17 protein-coding genes and 2 tRNA genes are annotated in these 23580 nt (G+C 64.8%); 9 read left to right on the forward strand and 10 right to left on the reverse strand.

Features of this window, described 5'->3' with window-relative positions; genetic code table 11:
* Positions 1 to 8: 8 nt before the first annotated feature.
* On the reverse strand, positions 9 to 1235 hold the full coding sequence (gene argJ, locus AAG591_RS02745) for a bifunctional glutamate N-acetyltransferase/amino-acid acetyltransferase ArgJ (RefSeq protein ID WP_342529416.1): 1227 nt from the start codon (positions 1233 to 1235) through the stop codon (positions 9 to 11).
* A gap of 176 nt (positions 1236 to 1411) precedes the next feature.
* On the opposite strand from argJ, the gene AAG591_RS02750 reads away from it, so the two are divergent.
* The 5 genes from AAG591_RS02750 to AAG591_RS02770 all read left to right on the forward strand — a co-directional run bounded on the left by AAG591_RS02750 (position 1412) and on the right by AAG591_RS02770 (position 7641).
* Positions 1412 to 2440, forward strand: a complete 1029-nt coding sequence (locus AAG591_RS02750) for a hypothetical protein (RefSeq protein ID WP_342529417.1) — start codon at positions 1412 to 1414, stop codon at positions 2438 to 2440.
* Between the two features lie 82 nt (positions 2441 to 2522).
* A complete protein-coding gene (locus AAG591_RS02755) occupies positions 2523 to 2789 on the forward strand; it encodes a hypothetical protein (RefSeq protein WP_342529418.1) in 267 nt (88 codons plus the stop codon).
* A gap of 99 nt (positions 2790 to 2888) precedes the next feature.
* A complete protein-coding gene (gene secA / locus AAG591_RS02760; protein ID WP_342529419.1) occupies positions 2889 to 5693 on the forward strand; it encodes a preprotein translocase subunit SecA in 2805 nt (934 codons plus the stop codon).
* A complete protein-coding gene (locus AAG591_RS02765; protein ID WP_342529973.1) occupies positions 5690 to 6436 on the forward strand; it encodes a sulfite exporter TauE/SafE family protein in 747 nt (248 codons plus the stop codon). The genes secA and AAG591_RS02765 overlap by 4 nt, the downstream gene beginning before the upstream one ends.
* A 254-nt stretch (positions 6437 to 6690) precedes the next feature.
* Positions 6691 to 7641, forward strand: coding sequence for a hypothetical protein (locus tag AAG591_RS02770; protein ID WP_342529421.1), 951 nt, complete (start codon positions 6691 to 6693; stop codon positions 7639 to 7641).
* 133 nt (positions 7642 to 7774) lie between these two features.
* Here AAG591_RS02770 and AAG591_RS02775 read toward each other — a convergent pair.
* A tRNA-Asn gene (locus tag AAG591_RS02775) sits at positions 7775 to 7849 on the reverse strand.
* 66 nt (positions 7850 to 7915) lie between these two features.
* On the reverse strand, positions 7916 to 8704 hold the full coding sequence (locus tag AAG591_RS02780) for an NAD kinase (RefSeq protein ID WP_342529422.1): 789 nt from the start codon (positions 8702 to 8704) through the stop codon (positions 7916 to 7918).
* 135 nt (positions 8705 to 8839) lie between these two features.
* Between AAG591_RS02780 and AAG591_RS02785 the strand changes: the two genes are divergently transcribed.
* Entirely contained in the window at positions 8840 to 10129 is a 1290-nt protein-coding gene (locus AAG591_RS02785; RefSeq protein WP_342529423.1) for an EAL domain-containing protein, read from the forward strand.
* Here AAG591_RS02785 and mfd read toward each other — a convergent pair.
* Positions 10126 to 13617: a transcription-repair coupling factor gene (mfd, locus tag AAG591_RS02790; protein WP_342529424.1), complete on the reverse strand. Its 3492-nt coding sequence runs from the start codon at positions 13615 to 13617 to the stop codon at positions 10126 to 10128. The genes AAG591_RS02785 and mfd overlap by 4 nt on opposite strands.
* Before the next feature lie 132 nt (positions 13618 to 13749).
* Positions 13750 to 14025: an FAD assembly factor SdhE gene (locus AAG591_RS02795; protein WP_342529425.1), complete on the reverse strand. Its 276-nt coding sequence runs from the start codon at positions 14023 to 14025 to the stop codon at positions 13750 to 13752.
* A gap of 167 nt (positions 14026 to 14192) precedes the next feature.
* Here AAG591_RS02795 and recG point away from each other — a divergent pair, with 167 nt between their 5' ends.
* Complete coding sequence (gene recG, locus AAG591_RS02800) at positions 14193 to 16253, forward strand: ATP-dependent DNA helicase RecG (protein WP_342529426.1); 2061 nt, start codon at positions 14193 to 14195, stop codon at positions 16251 to 16253.
* 417 nt (positions 16254 to 16670) lie between these two features.
* Here recG and AAG591_RS02805 read toward each other — a convergent pair whose 3' ends face one another.
* A complete protein-coding gene (locus tag AAG591_RS02805) occupies positions 16671 to 17141 on the reverse strand; it encodes a low molecular weight protein-tyrosine-phosphatase (protein ID WP_342529427.1) in 471 nt (156 codons plus the stop codon).
* 67 nt (positions 17142 to 17208) lie between these two features.
* Here AAG591_RS02805 and AAG591_RS02810 point away from each other — a divergent pair, with 67 nt between their 5' ends.
* On the forward strand, positions 17209 to 18975 hold the full coding sequence (locus AAG591_RS02810) for a DUF885 domain-containing protein (RefSeq protein ID WP_342529428.1): 1767 nt from the start codon (positions 17209 to 17211) through the stop codon (positions 18973 to 18975).
* A gap of 124 nt (positions 18976 to 19099) precedes the next feature.
* On the opposite strand, the gene AAG591_RS02815 is transcribed toward AAG591_RS02810, so the two are convergent.
* From AAG591_RS02815 to AAG591_RS02830, 4 genes are all read right to left on the reverse strand, one after another.
* The gene (locus AAG591_RS02815; protein ID WP_342529429.1) at positions 19100 to 20437 is read right to left on the reverse strand and encodes an ABC1 kinase family protein; all 1338 of its coding nucleotides are present in this window, start codon (positions 20435 to 20437) and stop codon (positions 19100 to 19102) included.
* A gap of 4 nt (positions 20438 to 20441) precedes the next feature.
* The gene (locus AAG591_RS02820; protein ID WP_342529430.1) at positions 20442 to 20597 is read right to left on the reverse strand and encodes a YqaE/Pmp3 family membrane protein; all 156 of its coding nucleotides are present in this window, start codon (positions 20595 to 20597) and stop codon (positions 20442 to 20444) included.
* 92 nt (positions 20598 to 20689) lie between these two features.
* Entirely contained in the window at positions 20690 to 22192 is a 1503-nt protein-coding gene (locus AAG591_RS02825; RefSeq protein ID WP_342529974.1) for a helicase HerA domain-containing protein, read from the reverse strand.
* Between the two features lie 184 nt (positions 22193 to 22376).
* Positions 22377 to 22453 (reverse strand) — tRNA-Pro (locus tag AAG591_RS02830).
* 130 nt (positions 22454 to 22583) lie between these two features.
* On the opposite strand from AAG591_RS02830, the gene thyA reads away from it, so the two are divergent.
* Complete coding sequence (gene thyA / locus AAG591_RS02835) at positions 22584 to 23516, forward strand: thymidylate synthase (protein ID WP_342529431.1); 933 nt, start codon at positions 22584 to 22586, stop codon at positions 23514 to 23516.
* Positions 23517 to 23580 lie beyond the last annotated feature (64 nt).

The raw sequence follows: 23580 nt of genomic DNA on the forward strand, positions 1-23580 counted from the left end.
TTATCTCCTCAGGAGCGATAATCCGCGTTGATGTCGATGTATCCATGCGTCAGGTCGCAGGTCCACACGGTCGCGCGGCCGTCGCCCATTCCGAGGTCGACATCCATGCGGATGTCCTGGCCCTTGAGATGGTTGGCGACCGGCGCCTCATGGTAATCCGCCACAGGCTGGCCGTCGCGTGCGGCCCAATGGCCGCCGAAACCGATCGAGAGCCTGTCGCGGTCGGCGGGTTCGCCTGCCTTGCCCACCGCCATCACCACGCGGCCCCAATTGGCATCGCCGCCCGCAATCGCGGTCTTCACCAGCGGCGAATTGCCGATCGCGAGGCCGATGCGGCGCGCGCTCTCGTCCGAGACCGCGCCGGTGACCGCAACCTCGATAAACTTCTGCGCGCCTTCGCCATCGCGCACCACCAGTTGCGCGAGCGTGCGGCAGACGTCTTCCAGCGCTGCGGCAAAGGCATCCGCGCCTGGATCGTCGAAAGAGGCAATCGGTGCGTGTCCCGCCCTGCCCGTCGCGCACACCAGCACCGTGTCGCTGGTAGAGGTGTCTCCGTCGACCGTGATGCAGGAGAACGTGCGCGTGTTGATGTCGCTCAGCAGCGTCTGGAGGAAGACGGGCTCCACCGCCGCGTCGGTGAACACGTAGCCGAGCATGGTCGCCATGTCGGGCGCGATCATGCCCGAACCCTTGATGATCCCGCCGATCTCAATGCGGGTTTCGCCGACCATCGCGCTGGCACGCGCGCCTTTGGCGAAGGTGTCGGTGGTGCCGATCGTGTTCGTCGCATCTTCCCATCGGCAGGGCTCGGCAGTCAGCGCCGCCTCGACTCCCGCGCGCGCCTTGTCCTTGGGCAAGGGCACGCCGATCACGCCGGTGGAAGAGACAAGTACCTCAGCAGGCTCGCAGCCAAGACGCGCGGCGACTTGCGCCATGATCTGCTCGACCGCCTCGCGCCCGCGATAGCCGGTAAACGCGTTGGAATTGCCCGCATTGACGATGATCGCGCGCGCGGTTCCCTTGGCGACGTTTTCGCGTCCCAGTTCGACCTCGCTCGAACAGCACACGTTCTTCGTGAACACGCCTGCAACGCTGCTGCCTTCCGCAAGTTCGACGAAGGTCAGGTCGCAGCGATCCCATTCCTTGTACCGCGCCCGCGCAATGCGCAGCGTCACGCCGTTGATCGGCGGGATATCGGGAAAGGGGCGGGCGAGCGGAGAGCGGGCGAGATCCATGGCTCCGGCGGTTAGGTTTGGGCGGGGAGCGAGGCAAGCCCGTTCGATCGCGCGGATCGGGTCACGGGCGCGTCCGTTTCGTCCTTGCACTCGCGCTGGTGAACGTTATCCGGGGCCGGATCGTCCACCGTGTCCTTCATGACGAGTGAGACACCCAGCCATTTGACGAGGGCCGAATGCGTATCGGTTGGCAGACCCAGCGCCCCAATCCCAAGCACGCCAGCGCCCGCCTGCGGGTGCATGGGCCGATGGCGCTGTTGGAGGCGCGGGGGCACGAATGCGTGTTGTACGACGGGGCGCGGGCGCCCGACGGGCTCGATTGCATCGTCATCTCCAAGAGTTTCACGAGTGCGGCCCATCGGGTTCTGGACCGGGCAGATGCGGCGGGCGTGCCGGTGCTTTACGACATGTGCGACAATCTGGTGGCCAAAGCCCGGGCCGAGGGTGACGATGAGGCAGAGCGGCGAGTGGTTTCCGCGCTGGGACGGGCGGCGCGGATCACCGCACCCACGCCCGAGCTGCTTGACCGGCTGAGCGAGCAGGTGCCGGGCGTGCCGGGCCAGGTTGTCCCCGATTTGCTCGAGAATACGGAGTTTCTCGCCGGCTTGCGACCTTCGCTCGCCGAGCGCTGGCGGCTGGCGCGGCTGCGACGTTTCCTCGCCCGCCATCAGGATGCGTTGCACTGCGTCTGGTTCGGCAACAGTTCGGGTGCACAGGCGGGCCTGGTCCATGTGCGCGAACGCATGCCCGAGCTGGAGGCTTTCGCGAAGCGTCACCCGATCACGCTGACCATCGTCAGCAATACCTGGCTCGCCTACCGTCGGATGGCCCCCGAATTCGGTATCCCGACTCACTATATCGGCTGGTCGCTTGCGGCATTTCTGCCCGCTCTTCGTGCCCACCGCGTGGCGATCATCCCCGTGGGGCGCAACAGTTTCACCCTCGGCAAGTCCATCAACAGACCCGCGACCGCGCTTCGTGCGGGCCTTGGCGTGGTGGCCGATTCGCTTCCGGCGTATCGCGAATTGGAGGATTTCGTCCCGATCGACGACTGGCAGGGCGGCCTGTGGCGATACGCGTCCAACTGGCCCGAAGAGCGTGACCGCCTGGCCGAGGGGCTCGACCATATCGATGCGCGCTACGGCGATGCACATGTGGCCGATTTGTGGGAGTCGGCGATTCGCGAAACGAGCGGCCGCGGCTAGGCGCTCGCCACAGGACCGCTGGGACGCGCACGCAGCGGCTTGCGGCTGGACGGGACGCCGCGCACCGCTTATGTAGCGCTCCATGCTTCGGCTCCTACTTACCTGCCTCGCTTTCCTGAGCGGTCTGATCGCCATCGGCGCTCCGGCGAATGCGATGATGGCCGAAAGTTCGGTGAGCCGTTCGGCCGCCGAAGTCTGCGATGCCAAGAAGGACGATGCGCGGTGCGAATGCCGCACCACCGTTCGTCTGCGTGACTGGCGTATCGTATTCGAGAAAGTATGCCGGCCGCGCGGTCCTGTCGTCTTCGTGCCGACCGTCCAGCTGGGTCCCGATCGCGCGCTGGAATAGCGCCAACCCTTAAAATCCGATTCAATCCGCGCGAACGCCCGGCACTGCTGTGCCAGGGCGCGTTCCGCATAATCCGCTTATTCCAAGGCCATTCGTTCCATGTTCCAGTCTGTCATGAAATCCGTCTTCGGCTCGTCCAACGACCGTTACGTCAAGTCGCTCCACAAGATCGTCGCGCAGATCAACGATCTCGAACCCACGATGCAGGCAATGTCCGACGAGGAGCTGCAGGCGCAGACTGCCAAGTTCCGTGAGGCGTTGAACTCGGGCACCAAGCTCGACGATATCCTGCCCGAAGCCTTCGCCACCGTGCGCGAGGCATCGGTGCGCGTGTTCGGCATGCGCCACTTCGACGTGCAGATGATCGGCGGCATCGTGCTCCATCGCGGCGAGATCGCCGAAATGCGCACGGGCGAAGGCAAGACGCTGGTTGCCACGCTGGCGACCTATCTCAACGCTCTCGAAGGCAAGGGCGTCCACGTCATCACCGTGAACGACTACCTCGCGAAGCGTGACGCCGAATGGATGGGGCAGCTCTATCGCTGGCTCGGCCTGACGGTCGGCGTGATCGTGCCCAACCTCGGCGAGTTCGAGCGGCGCGAAGCCTACGGTTCCGACATCACCTACGGCACCAACAACGAATTCGGCTTCGATTACCTGCGCGACAACATGAAGCACGAGCGCAGCCAGATGGTGCAGCGCCCGTTCAATCACGCGATCATCGACGAAGTCGACTCGATCCTGATCGACGAGGCGCGCACGCCGCTGATCATTTCCGGGCCGACCGAAGACAAGACCGATCTCTACGTCACGATCGATCAGGTGGTGAAGAAATTCGTCGCCGATCACGACACGCTTCCCGATGGCGCCGAAGAAGGCATGGGCTTCTACGATACCGACGAGAAGTCGCGCACCGTGTCGCTGACCGAAGATGGCGCGGAGGAAATCGAGCGGCGACTGGCGGAAAGCGGCCTGCTCGAAACCGACAACCTCTACGACGTCGAGAACACGCAGGTCGTCCATCACCTCAACGAAGGCTTGCGTGCCAACCTGATGTTCAAGCTCGATGACCACTACATCGTGAAGGACAACAAGGTTGTCATCATCGACGAGTTTACTGGCCGCATGATGGACGGGCGCCGCTGGTCCAATGGCCTGCACCAGGCGGTCGAGGCCAAGGAAGGCGTGAAGATCGAGCCAGAGAACCAGACGATGGCCTCGATCACCTTCCAGAACTACTTCCGCATGTATCCCAAGCTTTCCGGCATGACCGGTACGGCAGCCACCGAAGCGGCGGAATTCTGGGACATCTACAAGATGAACGTGGTCGAGATCCCGACCAACGTGCCGGTCCAGCGGATCGACGAAGACGATGAATTCTACAAGAACACGCTCGACAAGTTCCAGGCCATCGCCAAGGCGATCCGCGAAAAGAGCGAGATCGGCCAGCCGGTGCTGGTCGGCACGGTCAGCATCGAGAAGTCCGAGCTGCTGAGCCAGTTCCTCGACAAGGAAGGCGTGAAGCACGAGGTGCTCAACGCCCGCCAGCACGAGCGTGAGGCGCATATCGTGGCGCAGGCGGGTCGCCCCGGCGCGGTCACCATCGCCACCAACATGGCCGGCCGGGGGACCGACATCCAGCTGGGCGGCAACCTCGACTTCCTGATCGAAGACGAAGTGGGCGACATGCCCGAAGGGCCCGAACGCGATCGGGCGATCGAGAAGATCAAGGCGCAGGTCGCTGAGGACAAGGCGAAGGTCCTCGAAGCAGGCGGCCTCTTCGTGCTCGGCACCGAACGCCACGAAAGCCGCCGGATCGACAACCAGCTGCGCGGTCGTTCGGGACGTCAGGGCGACCCCGGCCTTTCGCGCTTCTACCTGTGTCTCGAAGACGACCTGCTGCGCATCTTCGGGCCGGACACGCTGTTCTCCCGCATGATGAACTCGAACCTGGCCGATGGTGAGGCGATCGGGTCCAAGTGGCTTTCCAAGGCGATCGAGACCGCGCAGAAGAAGGTCGAGGCGCGCAACTACGATACCCGTAAGCAGGTCGTCGAATACGACGACGTGATGAACGACCAGCGCAAGGTCATCTACGAACAGCGATCGGAAATCATGGATTCCGAAGCGGTCGACGACGTTGTGGTCGACATGCGGCACGACACGATTTCCACCATCGTCGCCGAATCGTGCCCTCCGGGTTCCTACCCGGAACAGTGGGACGTCGCCGGGCTGAAGCAGCGGGTGCAGGACATCCTCGGCCTGACCCCGCCGATCGACGCGTGGATGGAAGAAGATTCGATCGATCCCGAAGTGTTCGAAGAACGCATCCGCGAGGAAGCGGACGCGGTGATGGATCGCAAGATCGAGCAGAACGATCCGCAGATCTGGCGGCGCGTCGAGAAGAGCATCCTGCTCGAACGGCTCGACTATCACTGGAAGGAACACCTCGCCACGCTCGACGCGTTGCGCCAGGTGGTGTTCCTGCGCGCCTACGCGCAGAAGACGCCGATCAACGAATACAAGCAGGAAGCCTTCGGCCTGTTCGAGAAGATGCTCGATGCGCTGCGTGAGGACATTACGCAGATCCTGCTGACCCGCGAACTGCGGGTGGCGCCGCCGCCGCAGCGCTCGCTGCCCGATCTGCCCGACTTCCTGACCGGGCATATCGACCCGCTGACCGGGATCGACGACAGCAATGATGGCGACGGATCAGAACGCAACGCGGCGATGTTCGGCTCGCTGGCGGGTTCGCCGCGCGCGAATGCGGGCCCGGGCAACACGTCCGAGAATCCGTGGGAAGGGCAGGAAATCAGCCGCAACGCCCCGTGCCCGTGCGGTTCGGGTAACAAGTACAAGCACTGCCACGGCGCGGCTGCCGCGATGAGGGGAACCGCAGTATAGGCTTCGCGGCCCTCCTCGCGGCTTTCTGCGTAACCGCGCTGCTCTATGCGTCGGTCGGCTTTGGCGGCGGATCGACGTACAGCGCGCTGCTGGCGCTTTCGGGCATGGACTACCGGCTGTTGCCGGTGGTCTCGCTCCTGTGCAACCTGGTGGTTGTCAGCGGTGGCTCGATCCGTTTCGCGCGGGCCGGGATCACGCCCTGGCGCGGTGCGCTGGCGCTGACGGCCATAGCCGCGCCTGCCGCACTGCTGGGTGGGCTGACCCCGATCGGAGAGCGCGCCTTCCTGATGCTGCTGGGTGCGAGCCTGTGCCTGGCAGGGGCGCTGCTATTGCTACCGAAGCGAGAGACGGCCGAAGGCGCGAGCGCGAGGGGAGGGCGCGCGATGCTGATCGCCGCCGCGCCGCTCGGTTACCTTGCCGGTCTGGTGGGCATTGGCGGAGGCATCTTCCTCGCCCCCCTGCTGCATTTGGTGCGCTGGAACACCCCCCGCGCCATCGCCGCAACCGCGAGCCTGTTCATCCTCGTCAATTCGCTGTTCGGCCTCTTCGGGCAGCTGGGCAAAAGCGGTTTCGGAATTCTCGGCGCGGCGGCGAATACCGGCCTGCCGCTTATGCTGGCAGTGGTGATCGGCGGCCAGATCGGCAGCCTGTTCGCCGTGCGCCTGTTCAAGCCGCAGGTAATCGCATGGCTGACCGCTGTGCTGACGATCGTGGTGGGGGTGCGGTTGCTGGTGGGGGTGTGACGCCAGCAAGTGCGCGGGTTAGCGCGCTGCGCCTGCCGAGCCCTGACACACAGTCCTAGGGAAGAAAACCTGCGAGTAGTCGGCGCGGTCGCTAATCACCCCTTCGGGACGGGCAGAGGACAGATGCACACGAGCCATCGCGCGAGGGTTTATGGGAAGCGGCGGAGTAGGAAAATAATGCGACCCGTAATTTTTTGATCGTTATTCATACCGCTCGCTTGTAGCGGCGCAAGTTTTTACTACGTTTTTGCGCCATGGCAAAGATCAAGTCAGAGCGACACCATTGGTGGCCAGAGGGGGTCTCGGCGTATTGGGCTGACCAAGAGGGCGGTGTGAACTGGCTTCTTCCGGATGGAGCGGTTCGCCGGTCAGTCCCGAAGAACTTCGGGGTGATCGGAAACGGACATGCGATTAAGCTAGGCGGAGACCTAGAGAAGGGAAGCGTGTGGGATAGCAGCTTCGAATCCGAATTTCAGAATGCCGACGACAATTTCCCTAGTCTCATCCAGTGGCTGGACACCCTTGATCGCAGTGGTCCGCCATTTGATCGACCCCTAGCGGAAAGAATCAAAGCGGAAGAAGCCAGTGACGAACAATTCGCGCAACTGATTGAATGCCTTGTGTCACTTGCTGCGCGTAGCCCAATGCATCGCGAACAAGGCGTTGCGCTGGCTGAGCACCTAAGGGGCCCTCTACCAGAGCGCGAGAGAAACTCGTTGATCGGCGCCAACATTCAACGCACCCTTCGCAATGCTGTTCGCAATCTAGGCGGCCTTGGTAAGGCTCTTGTGGCGTTTTCCCCAGAACGAGAATTTCTATTCGGAGACGGTTTTTACAACAATCTCACAACTAACGGTGAGCATTGGCATAGCCCAAAAATGTTCGTGCCGCTGACGCCTTGGATGGCTGTGCTCTTCACCCGCCCCATGTCTTATACGTCGGACCCTCGTCTCTTCACCCTTTCAGTGAGTGCCGCGGAGGCCGATGCTTTGAACTATGCGGTCCAAGTCTATGCTCGTCAGATGGTATTCTATCGGTCAGAAGCGCCGTCGATTTCTGACGCTTACGCGCTAGGACGGCACCAAATCTTTGCGGACGATCGAAACTCTGTTGATGCGCTAGCTTACGCGATTCCAGGCACACCGGATCGTGACGCTAATATGGACGCCATACTGGCATTGATCTCAAACAATGGAGCGCCTTAGCTGGCTTGGTTCCAACCATTAGACAATATCAGAAGCCCATGCTCTCGCAGTCAGCACGGCAACTTATAAAATCGATACCAAGGCGGCGCTCGGGGGGGAAGCCTGCGGCCTTGAGCGGTCACACTCGAAAAAATGGCTCCCCGAGTTGGATTCGAACCAACGACCAAGTGATTAACAGTCACCTACTCTACCGCTGAGCTATCGGGGAGCAGCCTTGTCGGCAGGCCCGGGCCTATATGGGGGTGCTTAAAATTTCGCAAGCCCCCGTAACAAATCAGACGACAAATTGTTCGGCAACGATCCGGTCGTCGAGCGAATGGCCCTTGTCGAACAGCAGGGTAAGCTCGGAATCGCGGGCGATTTCGACGTGAACCTCGGCCACGTCGCGCACTTCCTTCTGGTCCGCCACGGCCGCAACGGGCCGCTTGGCAGGCTCGTTGATGCGGAAGGTCACCTTCACCCGCTCGGGCAGGATCGCGCCCCGCCAGCGCCTCGGGCGGAACGCGCTGATCGGCGTGAGGGCGAGCAGCTGCGAATCGAGCGGCAGGATCGGCCCGTTGGCGGAAAGGTTGTACGCGGTCGATCCGGCAGGTGTCGCCACCAGTACGCCGTCTGCCACCAGCTCCTCTATCCGGGTCTTGCCGTCGACGAGGATCTCGATCTTCGCGGTCTGGCGCGTTTCGCGCAGCAGCGAGACTTCGTTGAGCGCGCATTCGACGCGCGTGTGCCCGTCCTGCGTGATCGCTTCCATGCGCAGCGGAGAGATACCGACGGGGCGGCTGCGATTGACCCGTTCGATCAGCGCGCCCTTGGGCCGGTGCTTGTTCATCAGGAAGCCCATCGTCCCACGGTTCACACCGTAAACGGGCAGGATTCGCTCATTGTCGAGCATCCGATGCAGCGTTTGCAGCATGAAGCCGTCGCCGCCCAGCGCGACGACGGCGTCCGCCTCTTCCAGCGGCACCCAGTCGTGCGCTTCGCGCAACGCCTCGGCAGTGTCCTGCGCCAGCGCGGAGTTCGAAATCGCAAGCGCCAGCCGCTCGTATGTCGGTTGCCCGGCCATCAGGCTCCTCTCGCCACAATCACGCCCTGCCTATGGCAGCTACCATGCACTTGGCAATCAATGGATGCGGGACGCCGGGGTATTGTCGGTGCGTGCGCTCTTCCAGAAACGCTGCGGTATTGCGATAAGCGCGCGATGAACGACGTCGACGATCGGGACCTGCTGACAGGGTTGGCCAATGCCGGCACGGCGCGCCGGCAGCTGGGTGACTGGCTGCAGGCGGGCGACGCGCGGGTCCATGCCCTGTTGCTGGTGCTCGGCCGGTTCGACAGCGTCAATCTGGCGCATGGCGCGGATGCGGGCGATTTCGCGCTGGCCGAGGTCGCCCGGCGGATCACCCATTTCGGGCAGGACGAGTTTTTGCAGGGGCAGTGGTTCGCCGCAAGGATCGAAGGCGGCAAGTTCCTGCTCGCCACGCGTGAGGAGTGCAGTCGCGAGCGGTGGCAGTTCCTCGCCGAAGCGCTGGCCGACGGGATCGCGCAGCCTCTTGGCGGGATAAGCACCGCCCTGCCGCAGCTATGGCCGCATGTCGCGCTGATCCGCGCGCTGGCGGGCGACGATCCCGCAGGGATTCTCGGCAGGCTGAGCGACGCGCAGATTGCGCTGAGGGGCGAACCGGGCCGGCGGATCGTGTGGATCGATCGCGAAGACACGCCCCCCGGGATGGGCGCGACGCAGGTGGAGGCGGAGCTGCGCCGCGCGCTCGACGAAAATGCCGTCTCGCTCAAGTTCCAGCCGCAATTCGCGATTGCCGACGATGCGATCATCGGGGCCGAGGCGCTGGTGCGCTGGAATCAGCCGCTGCTCGGCTCGGTCGGCGGCGAAGCCCTGCTGCGGATCGCGGCGCGCGCCGACCTGACCACGCAGCTGACGCGCAGGGTGGTGGGGGCCGCGCTTAAATTGGTACTCGCCTGGCCGGCCGGTCTGAAATGCTCGATCAACATCACCGCCGCCGATCTGGCGGTCGCGCGCTTCCCGCAGGAATTGCTGGATATGATGGGCGATCTTGCTGTCGATCCGGCGCGGATCACGCTGGAGATTACCGAGCAGGCGCTGCTCGGCGACCTCGACCTTGCCGCCCGATCGCTGGGCCTGCTGCGCGATGCCGGGGTGCGAATCGCGCTCGACGACTTCGGCGCGGGCTTCTGCAATTTCGGCTACCTCAAGTACCTGCCGCTCGACATCATCAAGCTCGACCGGATCATGCTCGACGGCGTGGCCGAGAATGCGCGCGACCGCGCGGTGCTGCGCGGGGTGATGGCGATGGCGCGCGCGCTCGACCTCGAAGTCCTTGCCGAGGGCGTCGAGAATGAACGCCAGCGGGAAATCGCGGCGGAGGAAGGCTGCACTGCGTACCAGGGCTTTCTGCGCGCGAAGCCGCTGACGCAGGCGGATTTCTTGGAGCTGGTAGGCGCACGGGACTAGGCCGGCGCCTTCTCCCGTTTCTTCGCGCGCAGGGCAATTGCGCTGAGCCCCTTGGTCAACTGGAACAGGCCGTTGAGGCGGCTTTGCGGGTCGTGCCAGGCGCGGTTGACCACCAGCTTCATATCGGGCCGCAGCTTCACCGCCTCGGCGCGCTTGTCCACGTAGGCGAGCAGCCCGGCGGGGTCGGGGAAGTCGTCGTTGTGGAAGGTGACCAGCGTGCCGCGCGCGCCGACATCGATTTTGGCGATGTTCGCGGCGATGGCCTGATGCTTGATCTCGATCAGCTTGACGAGGTTCTGCGTTGCCTGCGGTAGCTGGCCGAAGCGGTCGATCATCTCGGCGGCCAGCCCTTCGATCTCGGCCTTGTCGCTCGCCTGGTTGAGGCGGCGGTAGAGCGCCATGCGCACGGCGAGGTCGGGCACGTAGTCTTCGGGGATCATGATCGGTGCATCGACCGTGATCTGCGGGCTGATGTCTTCGGAGGGCTTCTCCAGCCCCATCTCGCCCGCCTTCGCGGCGAGGATCGCGTCCTCCAGCATCGACTGGTAGAGTTCGAAGCCGACCTCGCGAATATGGCCAGACTGCTCGTCGCCCAGCAGGTTGCCCGCGCCGCGAATGTCGAGATCGTGGCTGGCGAGCTGGAAGCCTGCGCCAAGGCTGTCGAGATCGCTCAGCACCTTGAGGCGTTTCTCCGCGACTTCGGAAAGCGCGGTGTCGGCGGCGGTGGTCAGGTAGGCATAGGCGCGCAGCTTTGCGCGGCCCACGCGCCCGCGCAGCTGGTAAAGCTGGGCGAGGCCGAAGCGGTCGGCGCGGTGGATGATGATCGTGTTGGCGCTGCTGATGTCCAGCCCGCTTTCGACGATCGTGGTCGAGAGCAGCACGTCGTACTTCTTCTCGTAGAACGCGCTCATCCGGTCTTCGACCTCGCTGGCGCTCATCTGGCCATGCGCGGGGACCACCTTCACCTCGGGCACATGCTCGCGCAGCCATTCGAGGAGCGGGTCCATGTCCGAAATGCGCGGTACGACGATGAAGCTCTGCCCGCCACGGTGATGCTCGCGCAGCAGCGCTTCGCGGATCACCATGTCGTCCCACTCCATCACGTAGGTTCGCACCGCGAGGCGGTCGACCGGTGGGGTCTGGATGGTCGAGAGTTCGCGCAGCCCGCTCATCGCCATTTGCAGCGTGCGCGGGATCGGCGTGGCGGTGAGCGTGAGCATGTGCACATCGGTGCGCAGCTGCTTGAGGCGTTCCTTGTGCGTGACGCCGAAGCGCTGTTCCTCGTCGACGATCACCAGCCCCAGGTCTTTGAACCGGGTCGACTTGCTCAGGATCGCGTGGGTGCCGACCACGATATCGAGCGTTCCGTCGGCCAGCGCCCCGCGAGTCTCGGTGATTTCCTTGGCGGGGACGAGGCGGCTGAGGCGGCCGATCTTGAGCGGGAAGCCCGCGAAGCGCTCGCTGAAATTCTGGTAGTGCTGGCGCGCGAGCAGCGTGGTGGGGGCGACCACCGCGACTTGCTGCCCGCTCATCGCCGCGACGAACGCGGCGCGCAATGCCACCTCGGTCTTGCCGAAACCGACATCGCCGCAGACGAGCCGGTCCATCGGCTTGCCGCTTTCCAGATCGCGCAGGACATCGGCGATCGCGGCGTCCTGATCGTCGGTTTCTTCCCACGGGAAGCGGTCGACGAACTGGTTGAAGCTGGCTTCCTCGGCTTCGAGCACGGGCGCTTTCTTCAGCGCGCGCTCGGCGGCGGTGCGCATCAGCTCGCTGGCGATTTCGCGGATGCGTTCGCGCAGGCGGGCGCGACGTTTCTGCCAGGCTTCGCCGCCCAGCTTGTCGAGCATCACCGCATCTTCGCTGCTGCCGTAGCGGGAGAGGACTTCGAGGTTCTCGACCGGGATGTAGAGCTTGTCGCCGCCCTTGTACTCCAGCATCACGCAGTCGTGCTTGGACTTGCCGACGCTGATCGGTTCGAGGCCGAGATACTTGCCGATGCCGTGTTCGGTGTGGACCACCAGATCGCCGCGCGAGAGCGCCTGAAGCTCGCTTAGGAAAGCATCCGAATCGCGCCGTTTCTTGCGGCGGCGGACGAGCCGGTCGCCCAGCAGGTCCTGCTCGGTAACCAGCTCGATATCGTCGTTGGAGAAGCCGCTGTCGAGCGGCAGGATCATCGCGACCGGGGTCCCCTTCGCGGACTTGCCGAGTGCATCCTGCCAGCTTTCGGCGAGCGCCACCTTCGTGCCCGCTTCGCCCAGGATCGAGGTGATCCGCGAGCGGCTGCCGGTGGAATAGGCGGCGAGGAGCGGGCGCTTGCCTGCCTTGCCGACTTTCTTGAAGTACTCCGCTGCGACTTCGTACACATTGTCGCCGCGCGCACGTTCGGGCGCGAAATCGCGGGCGGAGCGGAAGCCGAAATCGATCACGCTGTCGCTCTCGGGCTCGTCGAATCCGGTCGCGCGGTGGACCGGGCGGTCCTCCATCACGCCGCCGATCTCGTCTTCGGTCAGGTAAAGCGCCTGCGGGTCGAGCGGGCGGTAGCTTCCCGCCTTCTGCCCGGCGGTCTCGGTGCGCGTGCGGCGGTATTCGGCGACGTCGGAAAGGCGTTCCTCGAACGCGGTGAGTGCGCCCACATCGATGGTCACCGGATCGTCCGCGCCCAGATGGTCGAACAAGGTCGCCAGCTTTTCCTCGAACAGGGGCAGCCAGTGTTCCATCCCCGCCTGTCGCCGCCCTTCGCTGACGGCTTCGTACAAGGGGTCTTGCGTGGCATTCGCGCCGAACCGCTCGCGATAGCCCGCGCGGAAGCGCTTGATCGTCGCATCCTCCAGCAGCACTTCGCTGGCGGGCAGCAGGAGAAAGGAATCGAGTGTGCCGGTGGTGCGCTGCGTGCTTGGATCGAACAGGCGCAGGCTTTCCAGCTCGTCGCCGAAGAAGTCGAGCCGCAGGCCCTGTTCGAGGCCGGAGGGGAAGATGTCGAAGATCGACCCGCGCACCGCAAACTCGCCTGCGTCGATCACCGTATCTGTGCGGCTGTACCCCTGCTTTTGCAGCAGCTGTGTCAGGCTCTCGTGCCCGATCTGCACGCCCGGTTTGAGTTCGCGCACTGCCTCGCGGATGCGGAACGGGGTGAGCATTCGCTGGAGCACGGCGTTGGCCGTGGTGACCAGCAATTGCGGCGTGCCTTTCTCGCTCTGCAAGCGGTGCAGCGCGGAAAGCCGCTGGGTGCTGATCGACAGCGCGGGGCTCGCGCGGTCGTAGGGCAGGCAATCCCACGCGGGGAATTCGATCACGCTGAGTTCTGGCGCGAAGAAGCGCGCGGCATCCGCAATGCTGCGCATGGCGCTGTCGTCGGGCGCGATGAACACCGCGCGGCGTTTGGCTGCCCGGGCAAGGTCTGCCATCACCAGCGGCTGCGCGCCCCGCGCGAGGTTGGCGAAAGTCAGCGGCTGCTTGGCGGACAGGATGCGGGAGAGGTCGGGCATTGGTGTTTAAGTCGCTCCGGCGCGCGCCTGTTCCGGGCACACGCAATTTGCCCCCTTCTCTTGTAGAGGAGGGGGTTGGGGTTTGTGCTATGGCGTTAGCGCGGTGCGATCCTCCGCACCACCCCGCTGCTATCAGCGCGGGATTTTGACGTAATCCAGCTTCTGCATGATCGCGATCCGATCGCCCTGCATCTCTGGCGGCACGGGCTGCGTCTTGAGCGCCCAGGCCATGATCTCGACATCGTCGTAATCGAGCAGCGCCTCGAACCAGACGAGGTCCTCCTCGCCCCACGATTGGTGATAGCGGTCGAAATAGCCGCCGATCATGTAATCGGCCTCGCGCGTACCGCGATGCCAGGCGCGGAACTTGGCACGGGCGAGGCGGGATTCGAAGCTGGGGGAGATCATGGGGCGGGGACTAGGCCTCGCGCACCAATTTCTCAACTCGTCATTGCGAGGAACCGCGAAGCCGTGACGCGGCAATCCAGGGCATTTTCGCGAGACGCTCTGGATTGCTTCGCCCCGTCCTGCGGACGTGTCTCGCAATGACGAACTCTATTTGTCATAGCGCTCCCATGCGGCCCGAAATCCTCAACCCCCTGTTTGCAGAGGTCGACACGCTCGACGGTGTCGGGCCCAAGCTGAAGAAGCCGCTGGAGAAGCTGCACTGCACGCGGGTGCGCGACGTCGCCTATCACTGGCCCGACCGCTTCGTCACCCGCCGCCCGGTCGACAATCTGGACGAGGCATCCGAGGGCGAGCAGATCATCATTGCGCTCACCGTGACCGAGCATCGCTCCGGTGCCTCGCGCCGCGCGCCGTACCGGGTTCTCGCTACCGACAGCGCGGGCAACGTCCTCGCGCTCACATTCTTCGGGAGGGCCAGTTACACCGCGAAGAAGGAACTGCCGGTGGGCGAGACCCGCCGGGTTGCGGGCAAGCTGGAGCGGTATGGCGACATGCTCCAGATGGTCCACCCAGATCACGTTCTGAAGGTCGACGATCCCGCACTCGGCCAGATGCGGGAGCCGGTCTACAGCCTCGCCGAAGGGCTCACCCAGCCACGCATGGCGAGCCTCGCGGCGCAGGCGCTCGACAAGCTGCCCGCGCTGCCTGAGTGGATCGAGCCGGGGATGCTGGCGCGTGAGAAATGGCCCGCGTGGCCCGACGCGCTGCGCAGCGTCCATGCGCGCGACGACGAGCGCGCGAAGGACCGGCTCGCCTATGACGAGCTGCTTGCCAACCAGCTCGCGATGCAACTGGTGCGCGCCGACAACCGCAGGAAACGCGGGCGCGCGCTCGCCGGTGACGGGAGCCTGCGGGGCAAGCTGCAACTGCCGTTCCCGCTGACCGGGGCGCAGGAGCGTTCGATCCGCGAGATCGAAGGCGACCTCCAACAGGACGCGCCGATGCTGCGCTTGCTGCAAGGCGATGTTGGCGCGGGGAAAACGGTGGTCGCGCTGCATGCGATGCTGATCGCGGTGGAGGCAGGCGCGCAGGCCGCGCTGCTCGCGCCGACCGAACTCCTCGCGCGCCAGCATTTCGAAACGCTGCGCGAGATGGCGCGACCTACCGGCGTGGAAGTCGCGCTGCTGACGGGCCGCGACAAGGGCCGCGCGCGCGAAAGCATCCTGATGGGGCTGATGGATGGCAGCATCCAGATCGTCGTCGGCACGCACGCGATCTTTCAGGAGGCGGTGCAGTACCGCGATCTCGGGCTGGTGGTGGTGGACGAGCAGCACCGCTTCGGCGTCTCGCAGCGGCTCCAGATGGCGAGGAAGGGCAAGCGCCCGCCGCATACGCTTTCCATGACCGCGACCCCGATCCCGCGCACACTGACGCTGGCCAATTACGGCGAGATGGAAGTCAGCCGGTTGGACGAACTGCCGCCGGGCAGACAGGCGATCGACACGCGCGTCGTCGGGATGGAGCGGCTGCCCGATGTGGTCGACGCGGTCGGGCGGCATCTCGCGAGCGGTCAGCAGGCCTATTGGGTTTGTCCGCTGGTGCGCGACGAGGACGGGATGGAAAAACCCGCCGCCGAGCAACGCTATGCTGCGCTGAAAGCGCGCTTCGATGACGATGTGGTGCTGGTCCACGGCCAGCTCGACCCGGAGCTGAAGGACGCGGCGATGGCGCGCTTTGCCTCGGGCGAGGCGAAATTGCTGGTGGCGACGACCGTGATCGAGGTCGGGGTCGATGTGCCCGCCTCGACGCTGATCGTGATCGAGCAGGCGGAGAAGTTCGGCCTTGCGCAACTCCACCAGCTGCGCGGGCGCGTGGGGCGGGGGAGCGAGAAGTCGACCTGCCTGCTGCTGCGCGGCGAACAGCTTTCCGAAACCGGGCGCAAACGGCTTGCGCTGATGCGCGAGACGCAGGACGGCTTTCGCATTGCCGAGGAAGATCTGGAGCTGCGCGGCGGCGGCGAACTGCTCGGCACGCGGCAATCGGGCGATACGCCGTTCCGCATCGCGACGTTGGAGCAGATGCAACGGCTAATGGACCCGGCGACCGCCGACGCGAAGCTGCTGATGGACCGCGATGCCGGGCTCGAAGGCGAACGGGGCGAGGCCGCGCGCATCCTGCTCTACCTGCACGAACGCGACATGGGCGTACGGACTTTGAGGGGGGGATGACGCAATACTCCCCTCCCTTGGGGGAGGGGTCGGGGGTGGGGGCTCGGCGCCCGAAATACCAGCGCCGTACCCCCCACCCAGCCTCCCCCTCAAGGGGGAGGAGCAGGTTGGGCATCACCTCAGAGTGCATTTTCCTACTGCAACCGCACAGGCTAGCGTGGCGACGGCTCTTTGGCATCGTCGTCCACTTGCATACGCACGGAGAATTTTTTGGGTCAAAAACCGGAATGTGTCATTCCGCCGGACCTAACCATTTGAGAGGCAGAGATATTCCCAAGGTGACACATGGGTGACACGTGTCACCCATGTCGCTCCCCGAAATCACTCCCCTCCCCACGGGGAGGGGTTGGGGGTGGGGGCTCCAAGCCATCAGCCGGAGTACACACCCACCCAACCTCCCCCTCAAGGGGGAGGAATTCAGCCCCGTTCTGCCAACCGCTCCACCAGCGCCCGCGCCGCCGCGTCGACATCTTCCCACGTCGCTTCGAACTGCTCCTCACCGTCGTAATAGGGGTCGGCGATCGCCGCGCCCTCGCGCCCCGGCACGAGGTCCATAAACAGCGACACATGCGCGCGCGATCCCTCGGGCCGCAGCGCCTCGATATTGCGCAGGTTCTGGTGATCCATCGCGAAGATATGCGTGAAGCGCTCGAAGTCCTCGACCGACAGCTGGCGCCCGGCATAGCCCGATATGTCGATCCCGTGCTTCGCCGCCTCTTCGATGCTGCGCGGATCGGGTGAGCTGCCGACATGGTAGTCGGCGGTGCCTGCGCTGTCCGCCTCAGCCTCCAGGCCAGCTTTCTCCGCAGCATCGCGGAACGCTGCTTCGGCCAGGGGAGAACGGCAGATATTGCCGAGGCAGACGAACAGAATGGCGGGCTTTTCCATGCGTCCGGCCTACTGGACGCGGGCTGAGCCGCGCAATAGACGATACTGCAATCAAGGGGGAATTCGTATGCTGAAGCACCTGCTCGCCGCAACGGCACTCACCGTAATCGTCGCCAGCCCGCTCGCCGCTCAGACCGCGCCAAACCCGGCCGGGGAATACGAGCAACTGCGCGAAGAGGTGTGGCAGGACATGCTCGATGCCTATCCCACGCTCGCGACATCGGTGGGCGACCGGCGCGGGGATGGCAAGCTCGGCGATCTTTCGATCGAGGGCTACGAGGAGGATATGGCCGAAAACCGCGCCATCCTCGCCCGGCTCGACGCGATCGACAAGGATGCGCTGCCCGAAGACCTGCGGGTCGATTACGCGGTGCTGCATCGCTCGCTGGCGGACTATCTGGAGGGCGCGCAGTTCGATCAGGATCGCTACATCCTGTTCACCAATCGCGGCGGCTGGTTCAGCGCGCTCGCCTCGCTCCCCTACAGCTCGCCCTTCTTCACGCTGGCCGATTACGAGAGCTACGTGGGCCGCCTCGAAGCGTTCGGCCCCTACAATGCCGACGGTATCGCCCGCAGCCGTGAGGCCGTGGCGCGCGGTCTGACGCAGGCGTGCGGACCGATGGAAGGGTTCGAGGACCAGATCACCGGACAGATTGCCGACAGCGCCGAGGAGTCCGGCTTCTGGCAGCCGTTTGCGAAGAAGCCCACGAACATTTCGGACGCGGACTGGCAGGCGCTGAAACTCCGCGCCAAGGCCGCGATCGACAATGTCGTCTTCCCCGGCCTGCGCGATTTCGTGCGCTTCTACGAGAATGAATACGCGCCCAAATGCCGCGACGGCCTGCCGGGCATTTCGCAGACAGAGGGCGGGGCAGAGTATTACGACCACCTCGTCCGCAGCTTCACCACCACCGACATGAGCGCGGACGAGGTCCACCAGCTCGGCCTGTCCGAAGTCGCACGCATCCGGGCGGAAATGGAGCAGGTCGCCGCCGACGCCGGCTTCGATAGCCGCGAGGCTTTCATCGAACACCTGCGCACCGACCCGCAATATTATATGACCGACGAGGGTGAGTACCTTCGCTACGCCGCCGCGCTGGCAAAGGAAATCGACGGCTGGCTGCCCAAGCTGTTCGGCACGCTCCCGCGCCTGCCCTATACCGTCCTCCCGATCCCCGCCGCGCAGGCACCGGGCAACACCACCGCCTATTACGAGCCCGGCTCGGCCGAGACCGGGCAGGCGGGCATCTACCGCGTCAACCTGACCGAACTCGACCAGCGCCCGCTGTGGGAACTGCCCGCGCTGGGCGTGCACGAGGCCGTGCCGGGCCACCACCTTCAGATCGCGTTGCAGCAGGAGCTGGACCTGCACCCGCTGCGCCGCAACGGCACCTTCTTCACCGCCTTCGTCGAAGGGTGGGGGCTCTACTCGGAACGGCTCGGGATCGAGATGGGCCTGTACGATACCCCCGCCAAGCAGATGGGGCGGCTGAGCTACGAGATGTGGCGCGCGTGCCGGCTGGTGGTAGACACCGGCATCCACTCGAAGGGCTGGACCAAGCAACAGGCGGTCACCTTCATGACCGACAACACCGCGCTATCGGCTGCGAATATCGACGCCGAGGTCAACCGCTACATCACCTGGCCGGGGCAGGCGCTGGCCTACAAGATCGGCGAGCTGAAGATTCGCGAGCTGCGTGGGCGTGCGGAGAAGGCGCTGGGCGACCGGTTCGACCTGCGCGCCTTCCACGATGCGGTGCTGGAGAACGGGGCGGTGCCGCTCGATGTACTGGAAGAGCATATCGAGCGCTGGATGGCGGAGCAGGCGTCCTAGCGAACCTTGGAAAATCCGTTCATCCTGAGCTTGTCGAAGGATCGTCTTTGCTTCTTCTCACAGCACAGAAGAAGTGCGGCCCTTCGACAGGCTCAGGGCGAACGGAACTTATTTGAGATGGAAACTAATTCGTCCGCTCCAGCACGTCGCGCACGATGGCGTGGATATTCACCACCGCACCGATCCGCGCGCCGAGCAGCGCCGTGCCACTGACCTTGCGCTGGACAAACAGGGTTTCGGCGGGCGGGATGTGCCAGATCGACTTGTCCTGCGCGATGGCGAAGCCTTCGTCGCGCAGTGCAGGTACGAAGCCGCGGTCGCCGAAGTCGAACGGGGCATCCTTGGCCATCTCGCTGAGAATGATGTCGATCATCCGGTCGATCGCCTCGCCATGCTTCTCGACCACGGCAGGAGACATGAATTGCGCATCGATCGCCGCCTGCCGCACGCCTGCATGGTCGCGGTCGAGCCCGGCGCGCAGCAGGTTGCGGTAGGATTGCTGCACGTCGCGGTCGACCTCTCGCGTAGCTCCGAAGTCGAGCAGCACGATCTTCCGATCGGCCTCGCGGTAGCGGTAATTGGCGAAATTGGGGTCGGTCTGCATCAGGCCCCATTCGAACAGTTCGCGCGCGACGAGTTCGATCACCTCGGCAAACACGCTGTCGCGCACCTCCTGCGGCTGGTCGCCCAGTTGTTCGACCGGGCGCCCTTCCTCGTAACTCATCGCGAGGATGCGGTCGCGGGTCAGCTCTTCGTCGAGCGTGGGGACCACGAAAGCCTCGTGCCCGGCGAGCAGCTCGCCATAGCGCTGCATCATCCGCCCTTCGCGGCGGTAGTCGGCTTCCTCGTGCAACTGTTCCTTCGCCGCAGCGAGCAGCGGGGCGATGTCGAGTTCCTTGGGCAGCAGGCCGGTGACGCGCAACAAAGTGGCGACGTTGTCGACGTCCGAATCGATGCTCTGCGCAACGCCCGGATATTGCACCTTGATCGCCAGCGTCCGCCCGTCACGGGTCAGCGCGCGGTGGACCTGGCCGATGCTGGCGGCAGCAATCGGGCGCGGTTCGAAGCGGCGGAAGTTCTTGCGCCACTCGCTACCCCATTCCTCAGCCAGCACCTTGTCGAGCTGGCGCGGGGGCATGAAGTCTGCGTTATCGCGCAGTTTGGCGAGGATTTCGGACAGCTCCGGCGGCAGGGCATCGCCCGCGTCCATGGAGAGCATCTGGCCCATCTTCATCGCCGCGCCGCGCAGGTGTGAGAGGCGCTCGGTCAGACGGCCAATATTGCCGGGGGTGAGAACCAGATCGTTCATCCGCACCCGCTCGCCCGAGGCAACGCGGCGCGCGCCCTCGGCCAGCATTCCGCCGGCGACGCCGCCAGCAAGCCGGCCGAAGCCGCTCAATCTTCCGATGCGGGACGAAGGAACCGCCCGATGGCGCCCCTTCGCGTCATCCTCCCGCGCCATGGCCTTAGGCGTAGTTCACATAGAGCGAGTAGATCAGGCCGGGGATGTAGAAGATCGGCGTCAGGATCAGACTGATGAGGAATTGCGAGCCGAGCCCGTGCTTGAGCGCGACGCCCAGCGGCGGAAGCAGGATGGTCGCGATGAGGATAATGATAGGCATTTCAGAAAATCTCCTTTGCCTGACCAACCGCGCCTGCGCGCGCCTGTTCCGCTCGATCGCCCTAGGCTCGTCCTCGAAGAGTGCGCACTACCTCACGAAGCATGTACCGCGCCCGCCAGCTCTTCCAGCCCGACGACGATGATCGTGCGCCCGCCGCCGAATTCCTCGCGCACAACGATCAGTCCCTGCCGCTCCATATGCTCCAGCAGGCGGCGAATGCGGCTGGGCGAGGAGGTGCCGTAGACGCGCGCAAGCTCGTCCTCGTCGGGTGCCGAGGCGCCTCTGGCGATCGACACCGCCAGCGCGAGGTAAGGGGCGAGGACGTCTGCGGGGACGGCCTGCGACAGCTCCTCGATCGTGTCGCGTACCGGTTGGGGCAGCTCGTGCAGGCCTGCGGCGGCGAAGGCGAACAGGCGCCGGAATTCGAGCATGTCGACATGCGCGCTGGGCACGCCCTGCTGGCGGCAACGCTGGGCGAAATTGCGGAACAGCGTGGCCGAGGACTGGAAGGTCGCGCCTTCCTCCGCCGCCAGCTCCACGATGATCCGGGTCAGGGCGGCTTCCTTGTCCTGCGGTGCGGCTGGTGCCTGATCTTCGGGCGAGGATGCATCGCTCGCGGTGTGCTCCCCGTTCTCGCTTCGCTGTGCCTGCTCGGCGGCGCGTGCGGTGATCGCCTGCTCCAGATCGGCAGCAGGCTTCGGCGGGGGAGGGGGCGGCGGCGCGGGCTTCGCGGCTTCCTCCGCCAGTTCCGAATGGAGCAGCGCCTCCAGATCCTCGCCCGAAGCCTGCGGCAATGGCGTCAGGCCCTCGGCGGCGTTCTTCCCTCCGGTCTTCACCTCGCCGATATGCACCGCGACCGGGCGGCGGCTGATCGCCGGGCCGAGGCCGAGGAAATGCCCGCGCTGCAGATCGCGGATCCGCTCCGCCTGCCTGCGGTCCATCCCCAGAAGGTCGGCGGCGCGCTGCATATCGATGTCGAGGAAGGTGCGCCCCATCAGGAAGTTGGAGGCTTCGGCGGCGACATTCTTGGCCAGCTTGGCGAGCCGCTGCGTGGCGACGATCCCGGCGAGCCCGCGTTTGCGGCCGCGGCACATCAGGTTGGTCATCGCGGACAGTGTCATCCGCCGCGTATCCTCGGACAATTCGCCCGGAGCGGCAGGCGCAAACATCTGCGCCTCGTCGACCACGACGAGCGCGGGATACCAATGCTCGCGCGGGGCATCGAACAGCGCGCCGAGGAACAACGCAGCGCAGCGGATCTGCTGTTCCACCTCCAGCTCGTCCAGCGCCAGCACGACCGAGACGCGGTGCTGGCGCACGCGCCCGGCCAGCGCCTCGATCTCGCGCACCGAATGCGCGGCACCATCGATCACGATATGGTCGAACGCATCGGCCAGGCTGGTGAAGTCGCCTTCGGGGTCGATCACCACCTGCTGGACGAGCCCGGCGGTCTGTTCGAGCAGGCGGCGCAAGAGGTGCGACTTGCCCGAACCCGAGTTGCCCTGGACGAGCAATCGTGTCGCGAGCAGCTCCTCGACATCGACGCAAATGCCTTGCCCGGCCGAATCCGTGCCAATTTCGATCTGCGCTGTCATATCATTCACGAATAGGTGCACCCCGCCACGGCGCAAAGGCGCAACCGGCAGTTATCCCGTCCTGGTTTGCCTCGCGTAGTGCCGATGATGCCGGAGAACGGGCGCGCAGGATCGCCGACCCGACCCTTCAGGTAGAGGAAAACGGGCGGAGATGGTGCGGCTTATTGTCGGAAACGACGTAAAATGGTCGGGGAGAGAGGATTCGAACCTCCGGCCCCTGCCTCCCGAAGACAGTGCTCTACCAGGCTGAGCTACTCCCCGACCGGATGCTTGCGGGGCGGACCCCGCGAGGCAGAGGCGGCCCTATAGGTGTGGATCACCGCACACGCAAGCGGACATTGCAGGCAAGTTTGTCCTATCGCTGACGAACGAAAGGATTAGGCCGATCACCGTGACCGAATCGCATTACGAACAGCAGTATCTCGACCTGATGGCGCGTATTTGGCGCGACGGTGACGAGCGGGTGGACCGCACGGGCGTGGGCACTCGGTCGGTTTTCGGTGCGCAGCTGCGGTGCAGTCTCGCCGATAATGCCGTGCCCCTGCTGACCACCAAGCGCGTCTACTGGAAAACCGCCGCGCGCGAGATGCTGTGGTTCCTGACCGGGGAAACCAATATCCGCCCGCTTGTCCTGCAGGGCGTTAAGATCTGGAACGAGTGGCCGCATGCCCGCTACGTCAAGGAGACGGGCGACGACCTGCCGCTCGACGATTTCGTCCAGCGAATCGCCGATGACGAAGCCTTCGCAGCGCGCTGGGGCGATCTCGGCCCGGTCTATGGCAAGCAGTGGGTCGACTGGCCGACCTATCGCTATCGCTTCGACGGGCTGTACGAGAAGGGCGAAGGGGTAAATCAGGTCGCGCAGGTGATCGAGAGCCTGCGGGCCAACCCCGGCAGCCGCCGCCACATCATCGAAGGCTGGAACGTTGCCGAGCTGGACCGGATGGCGCTGCCGCCGTGCCACAAGTCGTATCAGTTCCACGTCGGCGCAAATGGTACGCAGCTCAACTGCGCACTCTACCAGCGTAGCTGCGACGTTGCGCTGGGCCTGCCGTTCAATCTGTTCGGTGCGGCGCTGCTGACGCGGATGATCGCTCAGCAGACCGATCTGGAGCCGGGCGAACTGGTGTGGATGGGGGGTGATACGCACCTCTATCTCAACCACGCGCATCTGATCGAGGAACAGCTGGCGCGGGAACCGCGCGGCGCGCCAAAGCTTGAGATTACAAGGCGTCCGCCAAGCATGTTCGACTACACGATCGAGGATTTCGCGGTGTCCGATTACGCACCGCATCCGCCGATCAAGGCACCGGTGGCAGTGTGAACGAGCGGCCCGACCGGAGCTGCGCTTGACCCGAAAGGGACTGCGCAATAAACGGTCGCCGAAA

Source organism: Citromicrobium bathyomarinum (genome assembly GCF_038594485.1).
GTDB lineage: Bacteria > Pseudomonadota > Alphaproteobacteria > Sphingomonadales > Sphingomonadaceae > Alteriqipengyuania > Alteriqipengyuania bathyomarina_A.

What these genes read in the sequence shown, in the direction of transcription:
- argJ (WP_342529416.1), bottom strand. Translation starts at nt 1,235, where the DNA reads ATGGATCTCGCCCGCTCTCCGCTCGCCCGCCCCTTTCCCGATATCCCG.
- AAG591_RS02750 (WP_342529417.1), top strand. Translation starts at nt 1,412, where the DNA reads ATGCGTATCGGTTGGCAGACCCAGCGCCCCAATCCCAAGCACGCCAGC.
- AAG591_RS02755 (WP_342529418.1), top strand. Translation starts at nt 2,523, where the DNA reads ATGCTTCGGCTCCTACTTACCTGCCTCGCTTTCCTGAGCGGTCTGATC.
- secA (WP_342529419.1), top strand. Translation starts at nt 2,889, where the DNA reads ATGTTCCAGTCTGTCATGAAATCCGTCTTCGGCTCGTCCAACGACCGT.
- AAG591_RS02770 (WP_342529421.1), top strand. Translation starts at nt 6,691, where the DNA reads ATGGCAAAGATCAAGTCAGAGCGACACCATTGGTGGCCAGAGGGGGTC.
- AAG591_RS02780 (WP_342529422.1), bottom strand. Translation starts at nt 8,704, where the DNA reads ATGGCCGGGCAACCGACATACGAGCGGCTGGCGCTTGCGATTTCGAAC.
- AAG591_RS02785 (WP_342529423.1), top strand. Translation starts at nt 8,840, where the DNA reads ATGAACGACGTCGACGATCGGGACCTGCTGACAGGGTTGGCCAATGCC.
- mfd (WP_342529424.1), bottom strand. Translation starts at nt 13,617, where the DNA reads ATGCCCGACCTCTCCCGCATCCTGTCCGCCAAGCAGCCGCTGACTTTC.
- AAG591_RS02795 (WP_342529425.1), bottom strand. Translation starts at nt 14,025, where the DNA reads ATGATCTCCCCCAGCTTCGAATCCCGCCTCGCCCGTGCCAAGTTCCGC.
- recG (WP_342529426.1), top strand. Translation starts at nt 14,193, where the DNA reads ATGCGGCCCGAAATCCTCAACCCCCTGTTTGCAGAGGTCGACACGCTC.
- AAG591_RS02805 (WP_342529427.1), bottom strand. Translation starts at nt 17,141, where the DNA reads ATGGAAAAGCCCGCCATTCTGTTCGTCTGCCTCGGCAATATCTGCCGT.
- AAG591_RS02810 (WP_342529428.1), top strand. Translation starts at nt 17,209, where the DNA reads ATGCTGAAGCACCTGCTCGCCGCAACGGCACTCACCGTAATCGTCGCC.
- AAG591_RS02815 (WP_342529429.1), bottom strand. Translation starts at nt 20,437, where the DNA reads ATGGCGCGGGAGGATGACGCGAAGGGGCGCCATCGGGCGGTTCCTTCG.
- AAG591_RS02820 (WP_342529430.1), bottom strand. Translation starts at nt 20,597, where the DNA reads ATGCCTATCATTATCCTCATCGCGACCATCCTGCTTCCGCCGCTGGGC.
- AAG591_RS02825 (WP_342529974.1), bottom strand. Translation starts at nt 22,192, where the DNA reads ATGACAGCGCAGATCGAAATTGGCACGGATTCGGCCGGGCAAGGCATT.